The sequence below is a fragment of the Streptomyces sp. NPDC046985 genome (genome assembly GCF_040644415.1).
Taxonomy (GTDB): domain Bacteria; phylum Actinomycetota; class Actinomycetes; order Streptomycetales; family Streptomycetaceae; genus Streptomyces.
Genome location: NZ_JBEYWK010000026.1, coordinates 1 through 23,904 on the forward strand (window position 1 = coordinate 1; position 23,904 = coordinate 23,904).

Annotated in this window: 16 protein-coding genes; 8 read left to right on the top strand and 8 right to left on the bottom strand. The window is 74.2% G+C overall.

The window, feature by feature from the left end; all coding sequences use genetic code 11:
* Window positions 1-420: 420 nt before the first annotated feature.
* Window positions 421-870 carry a PTS glucose transporter subunit IIA gene (locus tag ABZ861_RS27950; RefSeq protein ID WP_361635585.1) on the top strand — a complete coding sequence of 150 codons (450 nt, stop codon included), beginning with the start codon at window positions 421-423 and terminating at the stop codon, window positions 868-870.
* A gap of 79 nt (window positions 871-949) precedes the next feature.
* Window positions 950-2,620 carry a phosphoenolpyruvate--protein phosphotransferase gene (gene ptsP / locus ABZ861_RS27955; protein ID WP_361635587.1) on the top strand — a complete coding sequence of 557 codons (1,671 nt, stop codon included), beginning with the start codon at window positions 950-952 and terminating at the stop codon, window positions 2,618-2,620.
* A 96-nt stretch (window positions 2,621-2,716) separates the two neighbouring features.
* Here ptsP and ABZ861_RS27960 read toward each other — a convergent pair whose 3' ends face one another.
* Both ABZ861_RS27960 and ABZ861_RS27965 read right to left on the bottom strand, forming a co-directional pair.
* Window positions 2,717-3,655, bottom strand: coding sequence for a hypothetical protein (locus ABZ861_RS27960; RefSeq protein ID WP_361635590.1), 939 nt, complete (start codon window positions 3,653-3,655; stop codon window positions 2,717-2,719).
* A gap of 180 nt (window positions 3,656-3,835) precedes the next feature.
* The gene (locus tag ABZ861_RS27965) at window positions 3,836-5,803 is read right to left on the bottom strand and encodes an acetoacetate--CoA ligase (RefSeq protein ID WP_361635593.1); all 1,968 of its coding nucleotides are present in this window, start codon (window positions 5,801-5,803) and stop codon (window positions 3,836-3,838) included.
* Window positions 5,804-6,018: 215 nt separating this feature from the next.
* On the opposite strand from ABZ861_RS27965, the gene ABZ861_RS27970 reads away from it, so the two are divergent.
* On the top strand, window positions 6,019-8,403 hold the full coding sequence (locus ABZ861_RS27970; protein WP_361635596.1) for a TIM-barrel domain-containing protein: 2,385 nt from the start codon (window positions 6,019-6,021) through the stop codon (window positions 8,401-8,403).
* An 84-nt stretch (window positions 8,404-8,487) separates the two neighbouring features.
* Here ABZ861_RS27970 and ABZ861_RS27975 read toward each other — a convergent pair whose 3' ends face one another.
* Window positions 8,488-9,021, bottom strand: coding sequence for an NUDIX domain-containing protein (locus tag ABZ861_RS27975; RefSeq protein ID WP_361635599.1), 534 nt, complete (start codon window positions 9,019-9,021; stop codon window positions 8,488-8,490).
* 601 nt (window positions 9,022-9,622) lie between these two features.
* Here ABZ861_RS27975 and glpK point away from each other — a divergent pair.
* Window positions 9,623-11,161, top strand: coding sequence for a glycerol kinase GlpK (gene glpK, locus ABZ861_RS27980; RefSeq protein WP_361635602.1), 1,539 nt, complete (start codon window positions 9,623-9,625; stop codon window positions 11,159-11,161).
* A 251-nt stretch (window positions 11,162-11,412) separates the two neighbouring features.
* On the opposite strand, the gene ABZ861_RS27985 is transcribed toward glpK, so the two are convergent.
* From ABZ861_RS27985 to ABZ861_RS28000, 4 genes are all read right to left on the bottom strand, one after another.
* Window positions 11,413-12,018: an ATP/GTP-binding protein gene (locus ABZ861_RS27985; protein WP_361635605.1), complete on the bottom strand. Its 606-nt coding sequence runs from the start codon at window positions 12,016-12,018 to the stop codon at window positions 11,413-11,415.
* Window positions 12,019-12,133: 115 nt separating this feature from the next.
* A complete protein-coding gene (locus tag ABZ861_RS27990) occupies window positions 12,134-12,523 on the bottom strand; it encodes a DUF742 domain-containing protein (protein ID WP_361635608.1) in 390 nt (129 codons plus the stop codon).
* A 9-nt stretch (window positions 12,524-12,532) separates the two neighbouring features.
* The gene (locus tag ABZ861_RS27995) at window positions 12,533-12,967 is read right to left on the bottom strand and encodes a roadblock/LC7 domain-containing protein (protein WP_361635611.1); all 435 of its coding nucleotides are present in this window, start codon (window positions 12,965-12,967) and stop codon (window positions 12,533-12,535) included.
* Window positions 12,964-16,074: a nitrate- and nitrite sensing domain-containing protein gene (locus ABZ861_RS28000; protein WP_361635614.1), complete on the bottom strand. Its 3,111-nt coding sequence runs from the start codon at window positions 16,072-16,074 to the stop codon at window positions 12,964-12,966. Before ABZ861_RS28000 ends, ABZ861_RS27995 begins: the two co-directional genes overlap by 4 nt.
* Window positions 16,075-16,496: 422 nt before the next feature.
* On the opposite strand from ABZ861_RS28000, the gene ABZ861_RS28005 reads away from it, so the two are divergent.
* From ABZ861_RS28005 to ABZ861_RS28020, 4 genes are all read left to right on the top strand, one after another.
* Window positions 16,497-17,072 (top strand): hypothetical protein, encoded by a 576-nt coding sequence (locus ABZ861_RS28005; protein WP_361635768.1) that lies wholly within the window; start codon window positions 16,497-16,499, stop codon window positions 17,070-17,072.
* A gap of 297 nt (window positions 17,073-17,369) precedes the next feature.
* Entirely contained in the window at window positions 17,370-17,999 is a 630-nt protein-coding gene (locus tag ABZ861_RS28010; protein WP_361635617.1) for a DUF3887 domain-containing protein, read from the top strand.
* A 59-nt stretch (window positions 18,000-18,058) separates the two neighbouring features.
* On the top strand, window positions 18,059-18,280 hold the full coding sequence (locus ABZ861_RS28015) for a PLDc N-terminal domain-containing protein (RefSeq protein WP_361635620.1): 222 nt from the start codon (window positions 18,059-18,061) through the stop codon (window positions 18,278-18,280).
* 65 nt (window positions 18,281-18,345) lie between these two features.
* Window positions 18,346-19,137 (top strand): alpha/beta fold hydrolase, encoded by a 792-nt coding sequence (locus ABZ861_RS28020; RefSeq protein WP_361635623.1) that lies wholly within the window; start codon window positions 18,346-18,348, stop codon window positions 19,135-19,137.
* A gap of 9 nt (window positions 19,138-19,146) precedes the next feature.
* Here the strand turns inward: ABZ861_RS28020 and ABZ861_RS28025 are convergent, their stop codons facing one another.
* A complete protein-coding gene (locus tag ABZ861_RS28025; RefSeq protein WP_361635626.1) occupies window positions 19,147-23,850 on the bottom strand; it encodes a hypothetical protein in 4,704 nt (1,567 codons plus the stop codon).
* Window positions 23,851-23,904 lie beyond the last annotated feature (54 nt).

Sequence of the window (23,904 nt, forward strand, 5' to 3'; positions counted from 1 at the left end):
GCGTTGACTTTTGGCACGCTGTTGAGTTCTCAAGGAACGGACGCTTCCTTCGTACTCACCCTCTCGGGCTTTCCTCCGGGCGCTTCCCTTCGGTGATCCAAACTCTATCAGGCTTTTCCGGTCTCTCTGACCACCGTCCCGCAGGCATGCGGAAGTGATCCGGAGATAGGATCTGATTTGTTGGATGCCGCCAGAGCCGAGACGCTGAGTCGCGCCGTTCGGCCTCAAGCAGAAGAACGACAGTACACGGACTGCGGAGCTGATGCAAACCTCCGGGCTCGGTGGTCTAGACCACTAGGGTGAGCTGTCGTAAGCTCGCGCCCGGATCCGGTGCTTACCGTGACATGCGCTGCTGCGCAGCGCGCCGTCCGGGACACGCAGCGACGGCCCACACCCATCTCCACTCCTGGGAGGCTTCCCATGACCACCGTGACGTCCCCGATCGCCGGACGCGCCATCGGACTGGCGGCAGTGCCGGACCCGGTGTTCTCCGGCGCCATGGTCGGACCGGGCACGGCCATCGACCCGGTGCGCGAGCCCTCCGAGGCGGTCGCCCCCGTGGACGGCGTCATCGTCTCGCTGCATCCTCACGCCTTCGTCGTCGTCGACGCCCACGGCCACGGTGTGCTCGTCCACCTCGGCATCGACACCGTGCAGCTCAACGGCGAAGGCTTCGAGCTGCTCGCGAGCAAGGGCGACACGGTGACGCGCGGCCAGGCCGTGGTGCGCTGGAACCCCGTCGCCGTCGAGGCCGCCGGCAAGTCCCCCGTGTGCCCGGTCGTGGCGCTGGAGGCCACCGCCGAGTCCCTCTCCGAGCTGCGCGAAGACGGCGACGTGAAATCCGGCGACAGCCTCTTCGGCTGGCAGTAGCACTTCCGCCGCTCTGAGCACGGCGCACAGAACGACCACCGCGGCGGCCGGGTCCGCCGCACTACCGGAGACGGGTGACATGGAGACAACGCTGCGAGGCGTCGGTGTGAGCCACGGCGTGGCGATCGGCGAGGTTCGGCACATGGGGACGGCGGTGCTGGAGCCGCCCGCCAAGCAGATATCCGCGGAGGAGGCCGAACGCGAGCAGGGACGGGCCCGCCAGGCCGTGGACGCGGTGGCCGCCGATCTGACGGCGCGCGGCCATCTCGCCGGCGGGGAGGCCCAGGCCGTGCTCGAGGCGCAGGCCATGATGGCGCAGGACCCGGAGCTGATCGCGGACGTGGACCGGCGCATCGTCGCGGGCAGCACCGCCGAGCGTGCGGTGTACGACGCCTTCGCGGCGTACCGGGACCTGCTGGCCGGTGCGGGCGAGTATCTGGCGGGGCGGGTGGCGGATCTCGACGACGTGCGCAATCGCATCGTCGCGCGTCTGCTCGGCGTGCCGATGCCGGGCGTGCCGGACAGCGACGAGCCCTATGTACTGGTCGCCCGGGACCTGGCCCCGGCGGACACGGCGCTGCTCGACCCGGCTCTGGTGCTGGGCTTCGTCACCGAGGAGGGCGGGCCGACCAGCCACAGCGCGATTCTGGCGCGGGCGCTCGGCGTGCCGGCGATCGTGGCGCTGCCCGGCGCGGGTGAGCTGGCCGAGAGCACGGTGGTCGCCGTGGACGGGAGCACCGGCGAGGTCTTCGTGAATCCCACGGCCGAGAAGCGGGCCGAGCTGGAGGCCGCGGCGGCCGAGCGGAAGGCGGCGCTGGCCGGGTCCACGGGTCCGGGGGCCACCTCCGACGGTCACAAGGTGCCGCTGCTGGCGAACATCGGCGGCCCCGCGGACGTGGCTGCCGCGCTGGAGGCCGGCGCCGAGGGCGTGGGCCTGTTCCGGACCGAGTTCCTGTTCCTGGACGACGCTGAGAACGCGCCGTCCGAGGAGCGGCAGGTCGCGGCTTACCGGCAGGTCCTGGAGGCCTTCCCGGAGGCCCGGGTGGTCGTGCGGGTGCTGGACGCGGGTGCGGACAAGCCGCTCGGCTTCCTGACACCGTCCGACGAGCCGAACCCGGCTCTGGGCGTGCGGGGGCTGCGGAGCCTGCTCGATCACCCGGAGGTGCTGCGCACACAGCTCACAGCGCTCGCCAAGGCGGCCGAGGGCTTGCCGGTGTACCTGGAGGTCATGGCGCCGATGGTCGCGGACCGGGCCGACGCCAGGGCGTTCGCCGACGCGTGCCGTGCGGCGGGGCTGCGGGCGAAGTTCGGTGCGATGGTCGAGATCCCGTCGGCGGCGCTGCGGGCGCGTTCGGTGCTTCAGGAGGTCGAGTTCCTGTCGCTGGGGACCAATGACCTGGCGCAGTACACGTTCGCGGCCGACCGGCAGGTGGGCGCGGTGTCCCGGCTCCAGGACCCGTGGCAGCCCGCGCTGCTCGACCTGGTCGCGCTGGCCGCCGAGGCGGCGAGGGCCGAGGGCAAGAGCTGCGGCGTCTGCGGTGAGGCGGCGTCCGATCCGCTGCTGGCGTGTGTGCTGACGGGTCTGGGGGTCACCTCTCTGTCGATGGGTGCGGCGTCGCTTCCCTATGTGCGGGCGACACTGGCCAAGCACACGCTGGCGCAGTGCGAGCGGGCCGCCGCCGCGGCGCGGGCCGCGGACAGCGCGGACGAGGCGCGCGGTGCGGCGCAGGCGGTGCTGTCGGGCGCGTGACGGCCGGTCGGGCGGTCGGCTGGTTCGCGAGGGGCGCTCCACCGGTGGGTGGGGCGCCCCTCGCGTGTGGCAGTGCGCGTGCCCGTGGGTCGGTTTTCAGTGCGGGTGTCCGTGGGTCGGTCCGGCGTCGCCGAGGTCGGGCGGGGTGCTGTAGTCGACGTCGGACTCGGGTCCGATCAGGTCGCCGGATTCCATGTCGGTGCAGTAGGCGTCGAAGACCTCGCCGGCGGTGAGGGGTTCCAGGCCGTCACCGCGCAGCCGCCAGCCGTAGACACGGTCCGGGGCGCCGGGCGCGGTGGTGCGCATGACGAGTCCGCCGGGGCTGCGGGTGGCGATGCCGAGGGCGAGGACGGTGGTGAATCCGAGCGCTTCGGTCTCGTCGAGCCGGGTCACGCCGGTGTCCGGGGCGGGGAGGCCGGAGTGCGCGCCGCGGTCGCCTTCGGGTGGGTCGTCGTCCGCGTGCAGGGCGGCGACGAGGGGCTGGGGCACGGTGGTGACGCTGCACACGAGGTGCCGTTCGCCCGGTGGGGCCGTGTCGAGGACGCGGGCGACGAGGTCGGCGGCGCGGGCGAACGCGGCGCGGCCGATGTCCTCGCCGCAGGTGGCGCAGGGGCCGAGCCGGGCGAGGAGTGTGGTGGCGTACTCCCAGGCGGCCTGGCGGGCGGCCTCGTCGACGAGGTCGGGGACGAGTTCGGCGAGCGGCCTGCCGTCGTAGGGGACGGCGGGGCCGGTGGTCGCCAGCTCCGCGGTGTAGCGGGCGCGGCTGGCGGAGGCGTCGGGGTCGAGTCCGGCGCCGGCGCACCAGGCCGCGTACTCCTCGGGGTCGAAGAGGGCGACGGTGGTGTGGCTGCCTTGGGCGGCCAGGGTCTTGAGGAGGGCCTCGACCTGTTGGAGGTAGACGGCGTGGTCGTGGAAGGCGAAGCTCCGGTAGCGCCGCATGGCGCGGAAGTCGTGTTCGTCGGCGAGCAGGCCGATGGTGCCGACGATCTCCCGGCGCAGGACGCGTCGCATGGTCCGGTGGTCGGTGTGCGCCATGTTCTCCCCCTGTGTGCACAGTCGGTCAATGCTCACTCACAGTAACCGGGGGCACTGACAACGGGGCGGCGAGGCAAGGGGGGCGGCCGGGACGGGGCCGCCCTCGGACCGCGCCTGGGTCGTCGGCGGGTCCGGGGCCGGCTTCGGCGGCTGACCGCTGGGCTGCGGCCGGCCTCGGGGTCAGGCGCGCTCGCGGGCCAGGTTCTCGTAGAAGCGCAGCAGGTCGAGGTCGTCGACGGAGCCGGGGTTGACCGCCTGTTCCAGCGGGGCGCCCTGGAGCAGGCGCTTGACCGGGACCTCGATGCGCTTGCCGGTGAGGGTGTGCGGGATGCCCGGCACCTGGATGATCTCGTCGGGGATGTGCCGCGGGGAGAGCTGTTCGCGGATGGTCTGCTTGATCTTGCGCACGAGCGCGTCGTCCAGGACGGCGCCGGGGGCGAGGTGCACGAACAGCGGCATCCAGTAGCCCCCATCGGACTGCTCGATGCCGATGACCAGGGATTCCTTGATCTCGGGGAGCCGTTCGACGGCTTCGTAGATGTCGGCGGAGCCCATGCGGACGCCCTGGCGGTTGAGCGTGGAGTCGGAGCGGCCGTGGATGACGACCGAGCCGCGGGAGGTGAGCGTGATCCAGTCGCCGTGCCGCCACACGCCGGGATACATGGCGAAGTAACTGTCGTGGTAGCGACTGCCGTCGGGGTCGTTCCAGAAGTGGATCGGCATCGAGGGCATCGGGTTGGCGACCACCAGCTCGCCGACCTCGTCGATGAGCGGCGCGCCGCTCGGATCCCAGGACTGGAGGTCGGTGCCCAGGCAGGGGGCCTGGAGTTCGCCGATGTGGACGGGGAGCGTCGGCACGGCGCCCGCGAAGCAGGAGCACACGTCGGTGCCGCCGCTGACGGAGGCGATCCACAGGTCGTCGCGGACCTCGTCGTGCAGCCAGCGGAATCCGTCGGGGGGCAGCGGGGAGCCGGTGGTGGCGACGCACTGCACGCGGGAGAGGTCGTAGTCGCGGCCGGGGTGGACCCCGGCCTTGCGGCAGGCCATGACGTAGGCGGCGGAGGTGCCGAAGAGGGTGGCGCCGGTGCGTTCGGCGATCCGCCACTGGGCCCCGGTGTCGGGGTGGCCGGGGCTGCCGTCGTACAGGATGACCGTCGTGCCGGTGAGCAGGCCGGAGACGAGGAAGTTCCACATCATCCAGCCGGTCGAGGTGTACCAGAAGAAGCGGTCCTCGGGGCCGAGGTCGCAGTGCAGGCCGAGCTGCTTGAGGTGCTCGACGAGGATGCCGCCCTGGGACTGGACGATGGCCTTGGGCAGGCCGGTGGTGCCGGAGGAGTACAGGACCCACAGCGGGTGCTCGAAGGGCACCTGCTCGAAGACGGGTTCGGTGTCCCCGGCCGTGAGCGCCGCCCATTCGAGGGCGCCGTCGGGGGCCGGGGCGCCGAGCAGCGGGATGTGCACGACCGCCCGCAGGGTGGGCAGCTCGCGTCGCAGCTCGGCGACGACGTCGGCGCGGTCGTGCTCCTTGCCGCCGTAGCAGTAGCCGTCCACGGTGAACAGGACGACGGGTTCGACCTGCTGGAAGCGGTCCAGGACGCTGCGGGCGCCGAAGTCGGGCGCGCAGGAGGTCCAGACGGCGCCGACGGCGGCCGTGGCCAGGAGAGCGACGACGGCCTGCGGGATGTTCGGCAGGTAGCCGCTGACGCGGTCTCCCGGGCGCACGCCCAGGGCGCGCAGTTCGGCGGCGAGCGAGCCCACCTGGCGGCGCAGCTCGGCCCAGGTGACGGGACGCGGTTCGCAGCTCTCGTCGACGTACAGGAGCGCGGCGTCGTCCGGCCGGGCGGCGGCCGCGCGCAGGGCGTGTTCGGCGTAGTTCAGGGTCGCCCCGGGGAACCAGCGCGCGCCCGGCATCGTGCGGTCGCCGAGCACTTGTGCGGGGGGCGTGTCGAACCGTACGTCGAACCACTGCGTGACGGCCGTCCAGAAGGCCTCCGGCTCGTCGACGGACCAGCGGTGCAGGGCGGCGTACCCGCCCCCGGACGGTGCTCCGCAGTGCTCGGCCGCCCATGCCTGGAAGGCGGTGATCCGGGCCCGCGCGATGCGCTGCGGGTCGGGCTGCCAGAGCGGCAGAGGGTTCGCGGTCGGCATGGGGGCGGCTCCCGGACTGTGCGCGTCGTGTGCGTCGGACCGCGCACGGGCTGGGGTGTGCGCGTGACGCGGCTGACAGCGACGATGCCACGTGATCGACTTCAGCACCAGGGCGGAGCCCACACAGTCCGGGTCGGGAAAGTGTGGTCCGGCACTCGGTGAACGGCAGTTGAACGACGGGCGCGGGCGGCGCCGTCAGTGGCAGGGTGAACAGCATGGACGGTCGTGACCTGGTGCGTGCGGTGAAGGCGGTCGGCTCCGCGGGGGCGGCGCAGGGACTGCGGACCGTACGGGCCGCCTGGCGCACGCGGCGCGCCGACGCCAGGGACCTGCCGCGGCGGGGGGCCGAGCGGGCGCGGACGCCCGGCGCGGTCCAGGACGCGGCGCCGGAGCCGGGCGGCGGGATCGTCCGGTTCAGCCGGTCGGAGCTGCGCGTCCTGGTCGCGGTCAACGGCGCGGTCTTCTGGGGCTGGGACGGCGCGGCGCCCGAGCCTTCGTACGCGCTGGCCGGCCGGTGTCCGGACCCGGACCCGCGCGCGGTGCTGGAGCCGGACAAGGACGGCGGCTGGCGCGTCGTGGCCGAGCGGGTCACCGTCGCCGTGTCCCGGCAGGGCGCGGTCGAGGTGCGCACGCCCGGGGGCGTGCCCCTGCGCCGCGATCTGCCGCCGCGGTGGTGGGAACCGGTCGGCGGGGGCCCGGGACGCTGGATGCAGCGCTCGGAGGTGGCGCCCGACGCGAGGTTCTACGGGCTCGGCGGGCGAGCCGCGGGAGTCCGGCTGCGCGACGGCGTCTACCGGCTGTGGAACACCGATCCCGGCCGGCCCTTCGCACCGGGTGACGACCCGCCGCACCTGACCATGCCGGTGCAGTGGGCGGTGGCCGACGCGGGCACGCATCTGGCGTTCCACGACAACTCCGGGGACGGCGCGGTCATGCTGCGCGAGGGCGAGGAGGGCGCCGGGTCGGGCCATGACCGGGCCGGGGTGAGCGAACTGCGGATGGACGGCGGCCCGCTGCGCTGCTGGGTGGTCGTCGGCACTCCCGCGCGGGTGGCGCACGTCTGGGCCTCGCTCACCGGGGCGGCGGCGCTGCCGCCCGCCTGGGCGCTCGGACACCACCACGCGCGCCGGCGCTTCGGCGTCGAGCAGGAGGTGCGGCGGACCGTGGCGGGCTACCAGGAGCACGATCTGCCCCTCGACGCGGTGCATCTGGACGTCGAGCACCTAGACGCGCACCAGGTGTTCACCGTCGACCAGGACCGCTTCCCGAAGCTCCCGGTGCTGGCCGAGGAACTGCGCCGGGACGGGATACGCCTGGTGTCGGTGATCGGCCCAGGGGTGCGGGCCGCGCCGGGCGGCGCGGTGCGCGACGAGGGAGCGGCGCGGGACGTCTTCGTGCGCGACGCATCGGGCGAGGTCGTCCGGGGGGTGGGATGGCCCGGGGAGACGGTCTTCCCCGACTTCACGGACCCGCGCGTGCGCGCGTGGTGGGGCGCTCTGCACGAGGAGCGGCTGGACCAGGGGTTCGCGGGGGTCTGGCACGCCATGGACGCGCCGACCTCCTTCGCCGCCTTCGGCGAGCCGACGCTGCCCCGGTCGGCCCGGCACGCCCTGGAGGGTCGCGGCGGCGACCACCGCGAGGCGCACAACGTGTACGCCCTGTGCATGGCCCGCGCCGGGTACGAGGGGCTGCGCGCCCTGGCCCCCGGTGAGCGGCCGTTCGTGCTCTCCCGCTCCGGCTGGGCGGGCACGCAGCGCTACGGCGGCGCCTGGTCGGGGGACGTGGCGCCGGACTGGCCGGGGCTGCGGGCGTCGCTGTCGCTGGTGCTGGGGCTGGGTCTGTGCGGGGTGCCCTACACGGGTCCGGACGTCAGCCAGCCGGACGCGAGCGCCTCGCCCGAGCTGTATCTGCGCTGGTTGCAGATGAGCGCCTATCTGCCTCTGTTCCGCACCCGGACGGACGGGCCGGAGGGGTGCCGGGAGCCGTGGGAGTTCGGGCCGGACGTGCTCCGGCACGCGCGCGGGACGCTGATGGAGCGGCGGCGGCTGCTGCCGTACTTCGTGACGCTGGCGCGTCTGGCGCGGCAGACGGGGGCGCCGTACGCGCGCCCGCTGTGGTGGGGCGCGCCGGAGGACCGTGCCCTGCGGGACTGCGAGGACGCCTTCCTGCTCGGCGACGGTCTGCTGGTGGCCCCGGTGCTCCACCCGGGCGCGGACGGCCGCACGGTGCGGCTGCCGCCGGGGCGCTGGTACGACACGGCGACGGAGCGGGCGTACGAGGGGCCGGGGCCGGTGCGGGTGGACGCCCCCCTGGGGCGGATTCCGCTGCTCGCGCGCGCGGGCGCCCTGATACCCGTGCGGGGCGACGGAGGCGGGCTGGAGCTGGAGGCCTGGGCGCCGGCCCCGGGGCGCACCGGCGGCGGGCTGGTGGCGCCGGACGCGGGCGACGGCTGGGACGAACCGGAGTTCGAGCGTTACGCGGTGCGCTGGGCGGGCGGCCGGGTGGTCGTGGACCGAGAGGGCACCGACGGTGCGGCCGGGGCGGGTGGGCCGTCCCGTCCGGTCCGGGTGCGCGGGCTCGGCGGGCCCGACGAGCGTTGAGGCAGGGAGACGGCGGCCCTCCCCCTTTTTGGAAGACCGGCGCCCTTCAGGTACACCAGCGTCCTTCGGGGACACCGGCCCTGTTCAGTACCGGCCCTCGAACCAGGCGCGTACGGCCAGGGTGTGCAGCGGGAAAGCGAGTTCCTCGGCCCGGCGGAGCAGGCGCCAGCCCTCGGTCTCGTCCGTGGCGGCGGACGGCGGCAGTTGCCCGGCCGGGCGTTCCGGCAGGAGCCCGAAGAGCAGCAGGTGACCGTCCGGGGAGCTCATGGCGTCGGCGAGGCGCACGTCGCGCGCCGCCGCCTCGATGCCGGTCTCCTCGCCGAGTTCGCGGACGACGGCGTGCCGCCAGTCCTCCCGGTCGTCGACGTAGCCGCCGGGCAGAGCCGTGCCCCCGCGCGCGGGAGCGACAGTGCGGGTGATCACGATCAGGGCGGCGCCCCGGGTGTCGTACACCGGCTGGAGGGCCACCGCGACCGGCAGCGGGTTGCGGTAGGCCGTGGTCCCGCAGGCGGGGCAGGTGCGGGGCCAGCCGGAGACGCCCTCTCCGTACGAGGCTCCGCAGGCCGAACAGTGCGAGTTCGGAGCGGAGTTGACAGGCGGGTGCTGGTTTTCGGACACGCGCGGACTGTATCCGATCGCGACACGGTCACCGGCAGCCTGGGTCTCCGCCTGCGTCGGCCGCTCGCGCGCCTGCCGTGCCGGGCGAGGTCCGTGAGGCGCGCGCCTGCTCTGCCGGGTGGTCGGCGCCGCGGCCCGCGCGTGCGCCCTGCCGGGTCAGCGCCGTGGCCGCCGCCGTAGGAGCTATCGCCGCCGTCGCCGCTGCCCTTACTGTCGGCTGCCTTGACGCTCTGTGTGCGCGGGTGAACACTTCCCGTGTCGGTCAGTCGAGGTCGGCTCCCGGCCCGGCGCTTCCGGCCTGCGGTGCCGTGGGGCCCGCCCGCGCTCGTACGCCCGCTCGCGGACGGCCTCTCCCCCGGCGGGGGCGGCGTCCGTCGCTCCTGCCGAGCAGGTTCCCGCGCGTGAGGGACAAACTGATAGCAGTGAGGACAGAAGGGCTGCCGCGGCCCCTCGGTCCTCCGCCTCTTCTCCGCCCCTGGAGACGCGGCTACGTGATCCAGCGGTCCGCGGCCGGGCCGGGCGCCGACTCCGCGGAGCGGAGGAGCGTTCGCGGGCGCCGGCCACCAGGCAGCCAGAGGACCCTCGTGACCAAGGGGTAGCCATGACGGACAACGCCGTGAAGGCCCGCAAGGCCGAGAAGTACGTGGCCGCAATCGACCAGGGCACCACCTCCAGCCGCTGCATCGTCTTCGACCGCAGCGGCTCCATCGTCGCCGTCGACCAGCGGGAGCACCGGCAGATCTTTCCCAAGCCGGGCTGGGTGGAGCACGACGCCATCGAGATCTGGTCCAAGGTGCAGGCGGTGGTCGCGGGAGCGCTGGCCAAGGCGGGACTGCGCGCCGAGCAGCTCAGCGCGCTGGGGATCACCAATCAGCGCGAGACCACCGTCCTGTGGGACCGCGCCACCGGCAAGCCCGTGCACAACGCGATCGTCTGGCAGGACACCCGCACGGCGGCCCTGTGCGACGAGCTGGGCGGCGCAGCCGGGCCGGACCGGTTCCGTGAGCAGACCGGTCTGCCGCTCGCCAGCTACTTCGCCGGCCCGAAGGCCGCCTGGCTGCTGGACAACGTGCCCGGCCTGCGCGACCGCGCCGAACGCGGGGAGATCGCCTTCGGCACGATCGACTCCTGGCTGATCTGGAACCTCACCGGCGGCGTCGACGGCGGGCGGCACGTCACCGACGTGACCAACGCCAGCCGCACCATGCTGATGAACCTGCTGACCCTCCAGTGGGACGAGGCCATCCTGTCCGCCATGGGCATCCCGGAGGCGATCCTGCCCGAGATCAAGTCCTCCTCCGAGGTGTACGGGACGGCCGTGGGGCAGCTCAGGGGCGTGCCGGTGGCCTCGTCCCTGGGCGACCAGCAGGCGGCCGTGTTCGGCCAGGCCTGCTACGACGTCGGCGACGCCAAGAACACCTACGGCACCGGGAGCTTCCTGCTGCTGAACACCGGCGACCGGCCCGTGCCGTCGAAGTCCGGGCTGCTCACCACCATGGGCTACCAGATCGGCGGCGAGGCGCCCGTGTACTGCCTGGAGGGGGCCATCGCGATCACGGGCGCGCTGGTGCAGTGGTTCCGGGACCAGCTCGGCATCATCCGCCACGCGGACGAGATCGAGTCGTTGGCGGCGAGCGTGGAGGACAACGGCGGCGCCTACATCGTGCCCGCGTTCTCCGGTCTGTTCGCGCCCTACTGGCGTGCGGACGCGCGGGGCGTGGTCACCGGGCTGACCCGGTACGTCACCAAGGCGCACCTCGCGCGGGCGGTGCTGGAGGCGACGAGCTGGCAGACGCGCGAGGTCGTGGACGCCATGTACCAGGACTCCGGCGTAAAGCTGACCACGCTGAAGGTGGACGGCGGCATGACGAAGAACGACCTGCTCATGCAGCACCAGGCGGACGTGCTGGACGTCCCGGTGATCCGGCCCCGGATCTCGGAGACTACCTGCCTGGGCGCCGCGTACGCGGCCGGGCTCGCCACCGGGGTGTGGAGCGACCTGGAGGAGCTGAGGTCGCACTGGAAGACGGACGCCGAGTGGACTCCGTCCATGGAAGCCGCCGTGCGGGACCGCGAGTTCCGTCGCTGGCGGCGGGCCGTGGAGAAGAGCTTCGGCTGGATGGAGGACGGCGACGAGTGAGCGCGGGCGCCCGGCTGCGGACGGCTCCGCAGCCCCTGGACGCGGCCCGTGCCCCGGTCGGCGGGGCGCGGGCCGTGCGCCGTCCGGGGGCGGGCGTCGGGCGAACGCGGTCGGCGGGCACGGGCGCTCAGCGGTGGGCGCGGGCGCTGAGCGTCGGGCATGGGCGCTGAGCATCGGTCGCCGGTGCGGGCACGGTGCCGCGGGCGGTTGCCGCCTCGTCCGCCGGGCGCGGGTGGGGGCGCGAGTGCGGGTCAGTTGGTGAGGGCGCGGCGGCGGCTCGCGGTGTGCGCCATCGCGTGCCGGACGACTCCGATGAGGACCTCCTTGACCGACTCCCGGTCGCGTGCGTCGCACAGCACGACGGGCGTCCCGGCGTCGAGGTCGAGGGCCTGGCGGATCGTCTCCTCCGGGTACCGGACGGCGCCCTCGAAGCAGTTGACGCCGACCAGGAACGGTATGGAGCGGCGCTCGAAGTAGTCGACGGCGGCGAAGCAGTCCTCGAGGCGGCGGGTGTCGGCCAGCACCACGGCGCCGAGCGAGCCCTCGGACAACTCGTCCCACATGAACCAGAAGCGCTCCTGGCCGGGCGTCCCGAAGAGGTACAGCACCAGGTCCTCGCGCAGCGTGATGCGGCCGAAGTCCATGGCCACGGTGGTGGTGCCCTTGGCCTCCACCCCGCTGAGGTCGTCGACCGGGCGGCCCGCCTCGGTGAGCACCTCCTCCGTGCGCAGCGGCCTGATCTCGCTGACCGCGCCGACGAGGGTCGTCTTGCCCACGCCGAAGCCGCCGGCCACCAGGATCTTGAGCGTGACGGGCTCGACCGGGGGCTTGCCGCGCTCAGAGCGCCCGAAGATCATCGCTTTCCTCTCCTGCTCGACAGGGGTCGGGCGGCGGGACGAGGTCGGTGACGGCGTTGCCGCGGTCGGCCCAGAACTGCCGGCCGGTCATGCCGTCACCCCGCTTCCGCGCCGTTCACAGCGCCCGCAGGCCGTTGATCACATCGCGCAGAATACTCTCGTCGGGCAGTTCCGCGGGCGGCACCGGACGGCTCACGTGGACGTATTCCTCGTCCACGAGGTCACCGATCAGCACGCGCACCACGCCGACCGGAAGATCGAGTTCGGCGGCGAGTTCGGCGACCGACTGCGGGGCGTCGCGGCACAGGTCGACGATGTCCACGTGCTCCGGCGACAGCGCGTGGTCCGGGTCCTCCACGCGGTACTCCGCGACGACCAGCGCGATCAGGTCGAGGCGGTGCTGGGCCGCATGGCTGGTGCGGCCCCTCGTCATGGCATACGGACGGACCACCGGACCGGCTTCGTCGTCGAACCAGTGGCTTGCCGCCTGGCCGTCTCCGCTCATGTCCTCTCACTACCCGCCGGCGGGCAGGTCGGTGCGCGGAGCGGCCCCCAGATGCACGCCGACCCGTTTGACGAGCAGCGTCATCTCGTAGGCGACCATCCCGACGTCGGAGTCGGCCTCGGACAGCACGGCGAGGCAGCTCCCGTCGCCGGCGGCGGTCACGAACAGGAAGGCGTCGTCGAGTTCGACCACCGTCTGCCGGACGCTGCCCGCCTCGAAGTGCCGGCCCACGCCCTTGGCGAGGCTGTGGAAGCCCGAGGCCACCGCGGCCAGGTGCTCGCTGTCCTCCCTGGTCAGGTCCTTGGATATCCCCGTGGGCAGGCCGTCTCCGGAGAGCACGATGGCCTTGCGGACGCAGGCGATCCGGTCCACGAGGTCGTCGAGGAGCCAGTTCAGCCCCCCGCGGTCGGTCGCGGTGTGGCCGGTCGCCTTCGGTGCGGTCATCGACCGTCCCCCTTAGTCGTTCCTGGCGCTGTGCCAGTGGTTCCTGGTGCTGCGGCGCCGCGGGCGGCGTCGTCCGCGGCGTTCTCCTCCCGGCCGCGCTGCCAGCCGCGCTGGAGCGAGGCCATACGGCTGCGTACCTCGTCGGCGTCCCGTTCGGCCGGGTGGGTCCGGTCCCGGGCAGGCCGCTCGGGAGTCTCTTTGAGCTGCGGGGCGAGGCTCGCTTGCCGCACGCGGCGGGGCAGTGCCGCCGCGTCGGGTGCGGGCTGCTCCGGGGCGGGGGGCGCGGGCTGCCCTGGTGCGGCGGGCGCGGGCTCGCCGACGGCGCCGGTCGCGGGCTCGCCCGGGATGGCGTGGTCGCGGTCCGGGGCGGCGGTAGCGGGCTCGCCCGGGGCGGCGGGGTCGCGGTCCGGGCTGTCCGGTCCGCCGCGCGCCGGGGCGGCTCGGCGGCGCTGGGGCAGCGCGGGTGGCTCGGCCGCGGCCCCGGAGCGCCCCGTCGCCGGGCTGCCTCCGCGCGCGTGGGGGCGGCCCGCGGCGTCAGCGGCGCGGTCGTCCCCAGGGCCGCCTGCGTCTCGGGCGGCGCGTACGTCTCGGGCGGCACCTGCGCCTCGGGCGGCACCTGCGTCCCGGGTGCCGCTGGCGTCCGCCGCGGGGGCGGACCGGCCGAGCGGCGTCTCGCCGCGGCGGCGGGTGGGCAGCGGGGCGGCGACCTCCGTCTCCGGGCCGTCGCCGCCCGCTGCGGAGGAGTGCTCGGCGCTCTGCGCACGAGAGCGCGGCTGGCCGACCGGGCGGCCATGGGAGCTGACGAGCTTGGGGGTGTGGCGGCGAGGCAGGGGGATCGGAGAGCCGTCGCCCTCTTCGCCCCTGGCGCCGCGTTCCGGAGCGCCCAGCAGCCCGGCGCTCTGCCGGGGCGCCGTGCGGCCAGGCGTCTCGCCGGTCTGCGGACGACCTCCGGGACGGTGCTGGCGGAACAGTCCGCCGTGTGCACCGTCCTCGCCGTCTTCGTCGTCAAGGGCGTCCAGCACGTCCGGGAACGCCTCGACCGGCTCGAGTTCGACGGACGACCCTAGCTCCACCGGCCCGTCCAGCAGCGAGACCGGCAGGCCCGGGAGCTGCACCGGTGACGAGGACAGGGCCGCCCTGCGGCCGTCCTCGCGCTCGGTCCTCCGGGCGGCCCGCCCCCGGTCCAGGCGGAAGCCGACGCCGTTGGTGTCGGCGGCGTCGTCGGTGAGCAGCGCGTCGGGGAGGAACACCACCGCGGTGGTGCCGCCGTACGGGGAGGGCTGAAGCGAGACGCGCACGTTCTGCCGCTGGGCGAGCCGGCTGATCACGAACAGTCCGAGCCGGTCGGTGTCGGACAGTTCGAACTCGGGCGTCTCCGCGAGCCGGAGATTGGCGTCCAGCAGCGTCTCGGCCGCCATGCCGAGGCCGCGGTCGTGGATCTCCAGGGTGAAGCCGTTGGCGACGCGTTCGCCGACGACCTGCACGGCGGTGTGCGGCGGGGAGAACACCGTGGCGTTCTCCAGGAGTTCGGCGATCAGGTGGGTGAGGTCGGCGACGGCGGGGCCGGTCAGGGCGACCCCGGGCAGCCGGCGCACCTCGACGCGCTCGTAGTCCTCGACCTCGGCGACGGCGGCGCGTACGACGTCCATCAGCCGGACGGGTCTGCGCCACTGCCGGGACGGTGCAGCGCCGGAGAGGATCACCAGGCCCTCGGCGTGCCGGCGCATGCGGGTGGTCAGGTGGTCCAGACGGAAGAGGTCCGCGAGTTCCTCGGTGTCCTCGGTGCGGCGCTCCATGGCGTCGAGGAGGGTGAGCTGCTTGTGCAGCAGGACCTGGCTGCGGCGGGCGAGGTTGACGAAGACCTCGGAGACGCCGGCGCGGAGTTCGGCCTGCTTGACGGCGGCCTCGACGGCGGCGCGCTGGAGGGTGTTGAGCGCTTGGCCGACCTCGCCGATCTCGTTCTTGTCGTACTCCAGGCGCGGAACCTCGGTCTCTACGTCGACCTTTTCGCCGGCCGACAGGCGACGCATCACGCCGGGCAGGCGGACGCCGGACGCCTCGTGGGCCTCCAGCCGCAACTGCCGCAGGTCGCGGATGAGCGCCCGGCCGACGCGCACCGACAGGAAGAGCGAGAAGAGCACGGCGATCAGGCCGAGGACGCCTGCGACGGCCGCCTGGAGGATGACGTTCATCGCGACCGGGCGGACTTGATCCTGGTAGTGGTCGCGGGCCTGGTCGTCGAGGGCAGCCAGGCCGTCGAGCGCTCCCGCGGAGGCGGCGCCCCAGCTCTCCGCGGTGACGCCTCGGGGGGCGCCGGACGCCGTGGAGGCGGCGGCCTGTTCGGCGGCGCGCAGCGAGACGGAGGACGCGTTCGCCCAGAAGCCGTAGTAGCGGCTCCGTTCGGGGGCGGGCAGCATCGGGAGGCTGATGTCGTACAGCATGGACCGCTGGGCGACCAGGTCGGAGAGGGCGCGGCTCTCCTCGTGGGTGACGGCGCCGACGACGAGCGAGGAGCCGAGCAACGCGTCTTCGCGGGAGAGGAGTTCGCGGGCTCGGGCCAGGTTGACCAGGGCGCGGTACTGCTTGTCCAGGTTCGCGTCGTCGATGACGTGGAGGCTGGCGAGCAGGACGTAGCAGGGGTCGACGAGGTGGTCGTAGAGGCTGAGCGCCTCGGCCCGGTCGACGGTGCGGTCCTCGACGCTGCGGCGCAGCGAGTCCAGGGCGCCGAGGGCGTCCAGCACGGCGCCCAGCCGGCCGCCGGATCCGGCGTCGAGCGCCTCACGGACGTCGCCGCTCTGCGCGTCGCGGCGCAGCGCGGCCACGCTGCGGTCGGTGGCGGTACGGCTGCGCCGCAGTGCGGCGAGGCCGTCGGCGTCGCGCGGGTCGGCGAGGTGGACGAGGCTCTGGCGCCGCTCCTGCTGGAGCGCGCGGACGACGTCCTCGGCCGGATAGGCGACCTTCTCGGCCACGGACCGCGCCTGGAAGAGCTGGCTCGCCTGGCGTCCCGTGATCACCGTGGCGAACGCCCAGATCGCGGCCAGCGACAGCAGCGGCACGAGAAGCAACGCCACGATCTTCCGGCGGATGGACTTCCCGCGAAAGCGCATGGACTCCCCCAGCTCGTCCCCCCACCGACCGGGGGTGCACATGTGCGTCAACAAACGGCGCGAGCCTACTACCGACACACAGTCAACTCGAAGGCCCGACCGGAGTGTGAACTTCCGTTCTAGCGACGAGAGATGATGAGTTGTCCGGGCATGGCGGGAGATGGCGGCACGGAACGGGGAGGGGGCAGGATATGCGAAATCGGCCACGGGTGCGCTCTGGTTGGCCGATTCTTTTCGCTCGCCGGGAATCTTCGCGCTCCTCCGCTCGTCTTATGCGTAGGGCTTCGGGGCGGAATCGGCCACTGGAGCCGCATCCCGCAACTGGGCGGCGTAAAGCAGCGCAAGCCGGGCAGCCACTGGGAAGCCGGTTTTTCGAGCACCGGGGGGCGAGCGGTCTGCTGTCGGTGGGGAGTGACATGTTGATGGGCACGGCGGGGCGACGCGAGAGGACCACCGGCGAGGGAGTGGGGCCGTCAAGAGCGCTATGGGCGCCGCAGGCCCCGGTTCACGACATTCCGGCGGCCGACGGCCGACGGGAGCCGACAGCGGGGGCACGGGGCGCGGCAGACGTGGCGGAAGAGGTCGAAGCCGCCGGGCAGACCGGCTATCGGACGCTGTGGATCGAGGAGCCCGCGCGTCGGCGCAGGCTGCCGGATCCGGTGCGCAGAGCGGCCGTGCGGGCGTTGCTGATCATCTCCGTGACGCTCATCCAGACCGTGGTGGCCTTCCTGTGCACCCTGGCCGGCACCTGGCCCGCCCTGCCCCTGGGGCTCAGCAGTGTGGCGAGCATCGTGGTGGCCACCTGGGCGGCGCTGGACGTCTGGGTGACCCGCCAGGCGTGGAGCCAGCGCAACGGCGTGGTCTCGGCGCCGAACAGCACGGCGCGCTCCCTGCGGCGCGAGCGACGGTCGTCCCGGCGCGAACAGCGGACGACGCGGCGCTCCCAGGAGCGCATACACCGGCGGCGGAGCGGCGCGGGGCGGCTGTCCCACTCCTAGGGGGCGTGCGCTGTCGCACTTCGCCCCCAGCCCCAGGGCCGCGTGCGGGTCGTGCGTACAGCGTCGCCCTCTCAGCCGTGCGCGGGTCATGCGCGCGCTGTCGCATCCCAGGCCGCGCGCGGGCACGTACGCGGCCGTCGCACTCCCCGGCGGGTCGCGAGAGGTGCGGAGTCGGCGCGCGGAACCGGCGCGCCCCTTTCCCAACCGTCAGCGCGCTCCTTCCCGGGTCACGGGCGGTGCGCGGGCCTGCGTAAAGGAATCCTTGACAGCATCTTCGTGTCAAGGCAACCTTGACATGTGGCCGACTCTTCGATGTCCCTCGCCGCCCTGAGCGCTCTGCTGGCCGAACGGGCCGCAGCCCTGTCCGCGGCGGTGGGCAGCCCGCTGACGCCGCCCGCCTACCTGGATCTGGTGCGGCGTTCTCAGAGCGTCGACGACGTGGCGGGGCAGGTGCTCAAGCTGTGCGTGCAGCAGGCTCGGGACGCCGGTCACACCTGGCAGGAGATCGGGGACCTGCTCGGAGTCACCCGCCAAGCCGCTTTCCAGCGGTTCGGCAAGCCCATCGACCCCCGAACGGGAGAACCCATGGACAAGACGGTGCGCATGACCGACGCCGCCGAACGCGCCACCGCCGTCGTGACGCACGTCCTGGAAGGCCGGATGGAGGAAGCCAGGCGGTCGTTCAACGCCGAGGTGCTGGCGGCGTTCACCGACAAGGCGCGGGGCGACGGCCTCGCCGCGGTCACCGGCCTGGTCGGCGCGTTCGAGGGCTTCGGGCAGGACGACCCGTTCGTCCGGCGCATCGGCGACCACACGGTCGTCGACGTCCCGCTGCGCTACGAGGCCGGCGACATGAAGGCCCGGGTCGCGTTCGACGGGGACGAGAAGGTCGCCGGAATCTTCATCCTGCCGCCCGAGACGCCGTAACCGTCGCCGTAGGGACGCGGTAAGCGCCCCGCTCCCCCTCGTCGAGAGAAGAGACTTCCGTGCTGGCCGACTCCCTCAGCCCGTCGCCGTCCGCGTCCGCACCGTGGGTCGCGCTCGTGCCGCTCGTCGCGCTCCTGCCCGCCCTCCTCTGCATGGTCGACGTCGTGCGCCACCAGAACACTCGGAGCCTGACGCCGCAGACCTGGCTCGCGATCTGCGCGTTCGGGAACGTCTTCGGCCTCGTCGCGTACCTGAAGTTCGGCCGGTCCGAGGATCGTTAGCCCGGTCAGGCCGCCAGCGCGCGCTCTAGTTGTCTCCTGCTCGGACGTCCTGCGATCATCCGCACATGCTCGTTCTCAAAGATGATCTCGGACACCTGTCCTACGACATAGCCGGCGACGGACCGCCCGTCGTGCTCGTGCACGCCGGTGTCGCCGACCACCGCATGTGGGACGCGGTCGTGCCCGCTCTCGCGGAACGCCACACCGTGATCCGGTACGACCTGCGCGGCTTCGGCGAGTCCGCGCCTCCCACCGGCGCGTTCCGCGAGACCGACGACCTGAGCCGTCTCCTGGACCACCTCGGCCATGAACGTGTCCAGCTCGTGGGCGCGTCCTGGGGCGGGCGCGTGGCCGTGGACTTCGCGCTCACGCACCCGGAGCGGGTACGGCGCCTGGCGATGCTCGCCGCACCGTGGCCGCGCTACGCCTGGTCTTCGGAGATGATCGCGTACGACGAGGCCGAGACGGCGGCCTTGGAGGCGGGCGATCTGGACGCCGCCGTGCAGGTCAACCTGGACATGTGGCTGCGCGGGCCCGTCCGCGAGTGGGACGACGTGGCCGACGGGCTGTCCGAGCGGCTCCGCGGCCCGCTGCGGACGTCGCTGGTGAACCAGGCCCTGGTGGGGCAGCACTCCCAGGGTCCCGCGACCGGCGACCTCGCCGCCGTCTCCGTCCCCACCCTGGTGGGCGTCGGGAAGCTCGACGTCGCGGACTTCCAGGACATCGCCCGCCGCTACGCCGCCGAGATCCCCGGCGCCGCCCTGGTCGAGTTCGCCGGCGCGGCTCACCTCATCGCCATGGACGCGCCCGCCGAACTCACCGCGGCACTGCGTCCGTTCCTCACCGAGAGCAGTTGAGGACCGCGGTCAGGCCGGGCGCCTGAACATCCGGGTGGCCGTGATCTCGCTGTGCACCGCCTCGCCGTCCGGGGCCTGCTGGGGCAGTCCCGGACGGAGGTGTTCCTCCACGCTGATGTACTTCAGCCCCGCCCGGAGGTCCGCGTCGTTGCGCATGCGGATGACGAGCGGGAACTCCGCCAGTGCCGTCGTGTCGAACAGGCCGGTGGTGTAGAGCAGTTGGACGCCCAGGGCGTCGGAGACGGCCCGCTGGAGTTCCAGCAGGTAGGTGGCGTTGGCGCGGCCGATGGGGTTGTCCAGGAACAGCGTGCCCGCGTGGCGGTGCCTGTCCCGGCCCCGGTCGTTCGACCGCAGGGCCGCCATCGTGCAGTACAGGGCGATGGCGGCGGTGAGCAACTGGCCGCCGGAGAACACGTCGCCCATCTGGCCGACGGGCACGCGCTCGGCGCGCAGCACGGCGTCCGGCTTCAGGATCTCCACCGCGACGCCCTTGGGCTGGAGCGCGGCGCCCACTCCGCGCAGCAGCAGGGACATGCCGTCGCGGCGCAGGTCGGAGTTCTTCTTGACGGCGGCGCGGGTCGCCTCGTCGATGACCTCGCCCAGCCGCTCGGTGAGGGCGGCCTGGTCGGGCTCCTCGAACCGGATGCGCAGGAACTCCTGCCCGGACCACTCGCCGAGCCCCTCCGGCAGGCGCGACAGGCGCTGGGCGGAGCGGAGCGTGGCGAGCGCGGACTCGACGAGGCCGCGCAGCCGGTCCACGATCGAGTCGCGGTTGCGCTCCAACTGGGCCAGTTCGTCGGTGAGGACGCGCAGCCGGGGCGCGAAGGCGTCGGCCCACTTCTGGGCGTGCTCGGGGAGCGCGGAGGCGGGCAGCTCCCGGATCTGCTGCCGGGCGGGGGTGCGCACCTGCTCGTAGCGGGTGGAGTTGGCGTGCCGGACCAGGACGTCGCTCGCCTCGCGCACGGCGGCCTCGGCGGCGGACAGGTCGGCGGCGCAGCCGCGCAGCGAGCGGCGGGCCTCGGCTGCCGCCTGCCGGGCCGCGTCCAGAGCGCCCGGGTACGGCGCCGGCTCCTCCTGGTCCTCCTCGCCGGTGTGCTCGCGCAGCAGGTCGCGGAGCAGGGCGGCGGTCTCGTCGAAGCCCCCGGCGGCGTCCTCGGCGGCGCGGTGGGTGTCCAGCAGCTCCGCGTGCGCCTCCCGGGACTGGGCCAACGCCCCGGTGCGGGAGGCGAGTTCGGCGGCAGCCGTGCGGAGCAGGGCCTGCGCGTGCTCGGCGTCGCGCGGCAGCAGCTCCTCGGGCAGCGCGGTGTGCGCCTCGGCGTCCTCGGGCGCCAGCCGCTCGGCCTCGCCGCGCAGCCGCCCGAGCTGTTCGCTGGCGGTCGACATCCGGGTCTCCAGGAGCTGCACCAGTTCCTCGGCGCGGGCCGCCGCGGCCTGCCGGGACGGCCCGTCGGATCCGTCGGGCGAGGACAGGAGCTGCTCCGCGCGGGTGCGGACCTTGTTGGTGAGCCGGTCGAGTTCGGCGCGGGCCGCGCTCTCGTCGCTCTCGGCGCGTGCCTGTTCGGCGCGCAGGTCGGCGCCGACGCCGACCTTCTCGTACACCTGGGACGCGGCCCGGTACGCCTCGCGGAGGGCGGGCAGGGACGTGCTCGGCGCGGTCCCGTCGGCGTCGGGCACCTCGTCGGGGGCGCCGGCGATCTCGGAGCGCTCGGCGCGCAGGGCGCGGGCGGTCCGGCGGGCGTCGTCGGCGGCGCGCTGAGCGGCGCGCCGGTCCTCGTCGGCCGCTCGGGCGCGGTCCAGGCAGGACTGGGCGCGGGCCTCCGACTCCGCGCCCTCGTCGGCCAGTTCGCGCAGCCTGGCCTGCCAGCCCGCCCGCTCGCGCAGCCGGTAGGCGAGTCCGGCGAGGGCGTCGGCGGCGCGCCGGGCCTTCTGCGCGGCCTCCTGCCGCTCGTCGCGCAGCGCGGCGGTCTCGGCGGCGCCCTCCTCGGCTTCCGCCCGCGCGGTCCGCGCCTCGGCCCGCTCGGCTTCCCTCTCCCCGGCGAACGCGCGGGCCTCGGCCGCGGCCGCGGCGAGTTCCCGCAGGCGTCCGGCGGGACAGCCGGTGCGCCAGGAGCCGAGACGGGCGGTCAGTTCCCGGTCCTTGCCGAGCCGGGCGGCGAGGCGCCGGATCTCCTCGTCCCGCTCGGCGGCCCGTGCGCGCAGCGTCTGCCGCTCCTCGTCGGCGGCCTGCTCGTCGTGCATGGCGGGGTTCGGGGGAACCAGAAAGACGCCGAAGACGCCGGTGGGCGCCGCGTCCGCGGGCGGGGTGGGCGCGAGCAGGGCGGCGGCGGTGCCGACGGCCACGGCGGACCGGGGCAGCAGGGCCGCCTCGGCGAGCGTGTCGCGGGCGCGGGCGTGCGTGTCCGGGTCGGTGATGATCACGCCGTCGACCAGTTCGGGCCGGGCGGCCAGCACGCGCGCGTGGTCGGCGGGGTCGACGGCCTGGGCGAGATAGCGCCACCCGGGCAGCGCGGGGATGCCGTGCTCGCCCAGGAACTCGACGGTGGCCAGCACGTCGGGGCCGGGCGGGAGGAGCCCGCCGTCGCCGAGCGCGCCGAGGATGCGGGAGTCGTCGGCGGCGGCCGTGCGCAGCTCGAACAGGTGCCGTTCGGCGGAGGAGACGGCGTCGTCGAGGAGTCCGCGCAGCTCGTCCGCGTAGCGGTCCAAGTCCTCCGGGGCGAGGACTCCGTCACTGGCCTGGGCGTCGCCTGCGGGGTGCGGGTCGCCGCCGGCGCCGGGCGCGGGCGTCCGGTCCTGCGGCCCCCGGCCGGCGCCGGCGTCCTCGGCGCCGGTACGCGGCGCCGGTACGCCGGGCCGTGCGGCGGTACGGGCGCCGGGCAGGCTCAGCAGCTCCGCCAGCCGTTCTTCGGCGGCCAGCGCCTCGGCGATCCGCCGTTCGGCCTGGTGGGAGCGTTCGGCGGCCGTCGCCGCGTCGGCCGCGCGGGCCGCGGTGAGTTCGGCGCGGGACTCGGCGGAGGCCGCCTCGCGGGCGCGCTCCGCCGCCCTGCGGGCGGCGTCGCGGGCCTCGTCCCAGGCGGCGACGGCGGTCTTCTCCGCGTCGGCGGCGGCCAGGGCGGCGCGCGCGGGGTTCGCGTCGGGGGCGCTGTCGTCGAGCCAGCCGGCGCGGACGGCCTCGGCGGTCTCCTGCTCGACCTCGGTCAGCCGCTGGCGCAGGTGGCCGGTCTCGCTGCGGGCGCGCTGCGCCTCGGTGGCGGCGGCGGTGGCGTCCCGGTGGGCGGTCTCGCCGACTTCCTGGAGCTGCGCGGACCGCTCCTCCCCCTCGTTGGCGAGGGCTTCGGCGTTCTGCGCGGCGGCGTGCAGTGCCCGTACGAGGTCGACGGCGGCCTTGGCGCGGGCGGCGAGCGCCGGGGCCGCGTCGCGCTCGGCCTCCTGGATGGCGGCGGAGACGCGGGCCGCCCGGTCGGCGGCGGCGCGGTGGCGCAGCGCGGCCTCGGCGGCCTGCCAGGCGGAGTGCAGGGTGCGGGCGTCGGCCAGCTCCCGCTTCTGCGCGGCGGCGGACTTCTCGGCGGCGGCCAGCGCCAATGAGGCGTGGCGGTAGGCGAGTTCGGCGGCGATCAGCGCGCCGCGCTCGCGGGCGCTCGCGGAGTGCGTCACGGCGGAGGCGGCGGCGGTCACGCGCTGGGCGAGGTCGGCGGCCCGGACGCGCTCCTGGACGGCGCGGGCGGACAGCCGCCGGGCCAGGGTCCGGGTGCGCCGTTCGGCGCCGGTGTGCACGTCGCGGGCGTGGGCACGGCTCTGGGCGGCGTCGACGATCCGGCCGAGCAGGTCGACCGAGCCCGCGGTGAAGTCCCGTTCGGCGATCAGTTCGGCGCGGCGGCCCAGCTTGTCGCCGAAGCCGCTGACCAGGTCGGCCAGTCCGTCGGTGTCGCGGGTGTCGGTGACGGCGCGCAGCAGCAGGTCGGTGAAGTCGGAGTCCCTCTTCACGGCGAACAGGCCGGCCGCCTCGCCCTCGTCGGCGTTCATCTCCCGCTGGTAGCGGAAGAGTTCGGGGTCCAGACCGAGGTCGCCCAGGTGCTCGATCCACCGGTCGTGGATCTCCTCCCAGTGCACCTCCAGATGCGGATACGCCTTGCCTGCCTCGGTGATCGCGTCGCGGAAGCCCTTCATGGTGCGCCGACGGCCCTGGGCGCCGGACTGGCCCTCGGCGGGCGGCCGGACGGAGGTGGCCTCGGCGACGGGGAGGCCGTCCAGGCTCAGCCCGGGACCGGGCCGGAAGGAGTACCACGCCTCGGCGAACTTGCGCGGGTCGTTGGACACCTGGCGCCCGCGCCACTCGCTGACCTTGCCGACGACCAGGCACTCGCCGGTCTGCACGTGCTGCCATTCCAGCGCCACGTGCCCGCAGTCGTCGGCGAGCAGGAACTTGCGCAGCACGCCGGAGCTGGCGCCGCCGAGGGTGTTGCGGTGGCCCGGCAGCATCACGGAGAAGATCAGCTTGAGCAGGACCGACTTGCCGCCGCCGTTCTCCAGGAACAGCACTCCGGCGGGCGCGGGCCTGCGCGGCGGGCCCACCGGCTCCTCCTCGAAGAACTCCGCCTGGGCGGGCGCGGGGTCGGGCACCGGCTCGCCCACGCCCCGCAGGTCAAGCACGGTGTCGGCGTAACGCGCACCGGCGGGCCCGATGGAGTAGAGGCGGACCCGGGACAGCTCGTACATGGCGGACTCTCGTCAGTCTTCTCGCGGATCGGGGGTGTTCGGGCGGTTGCGGCG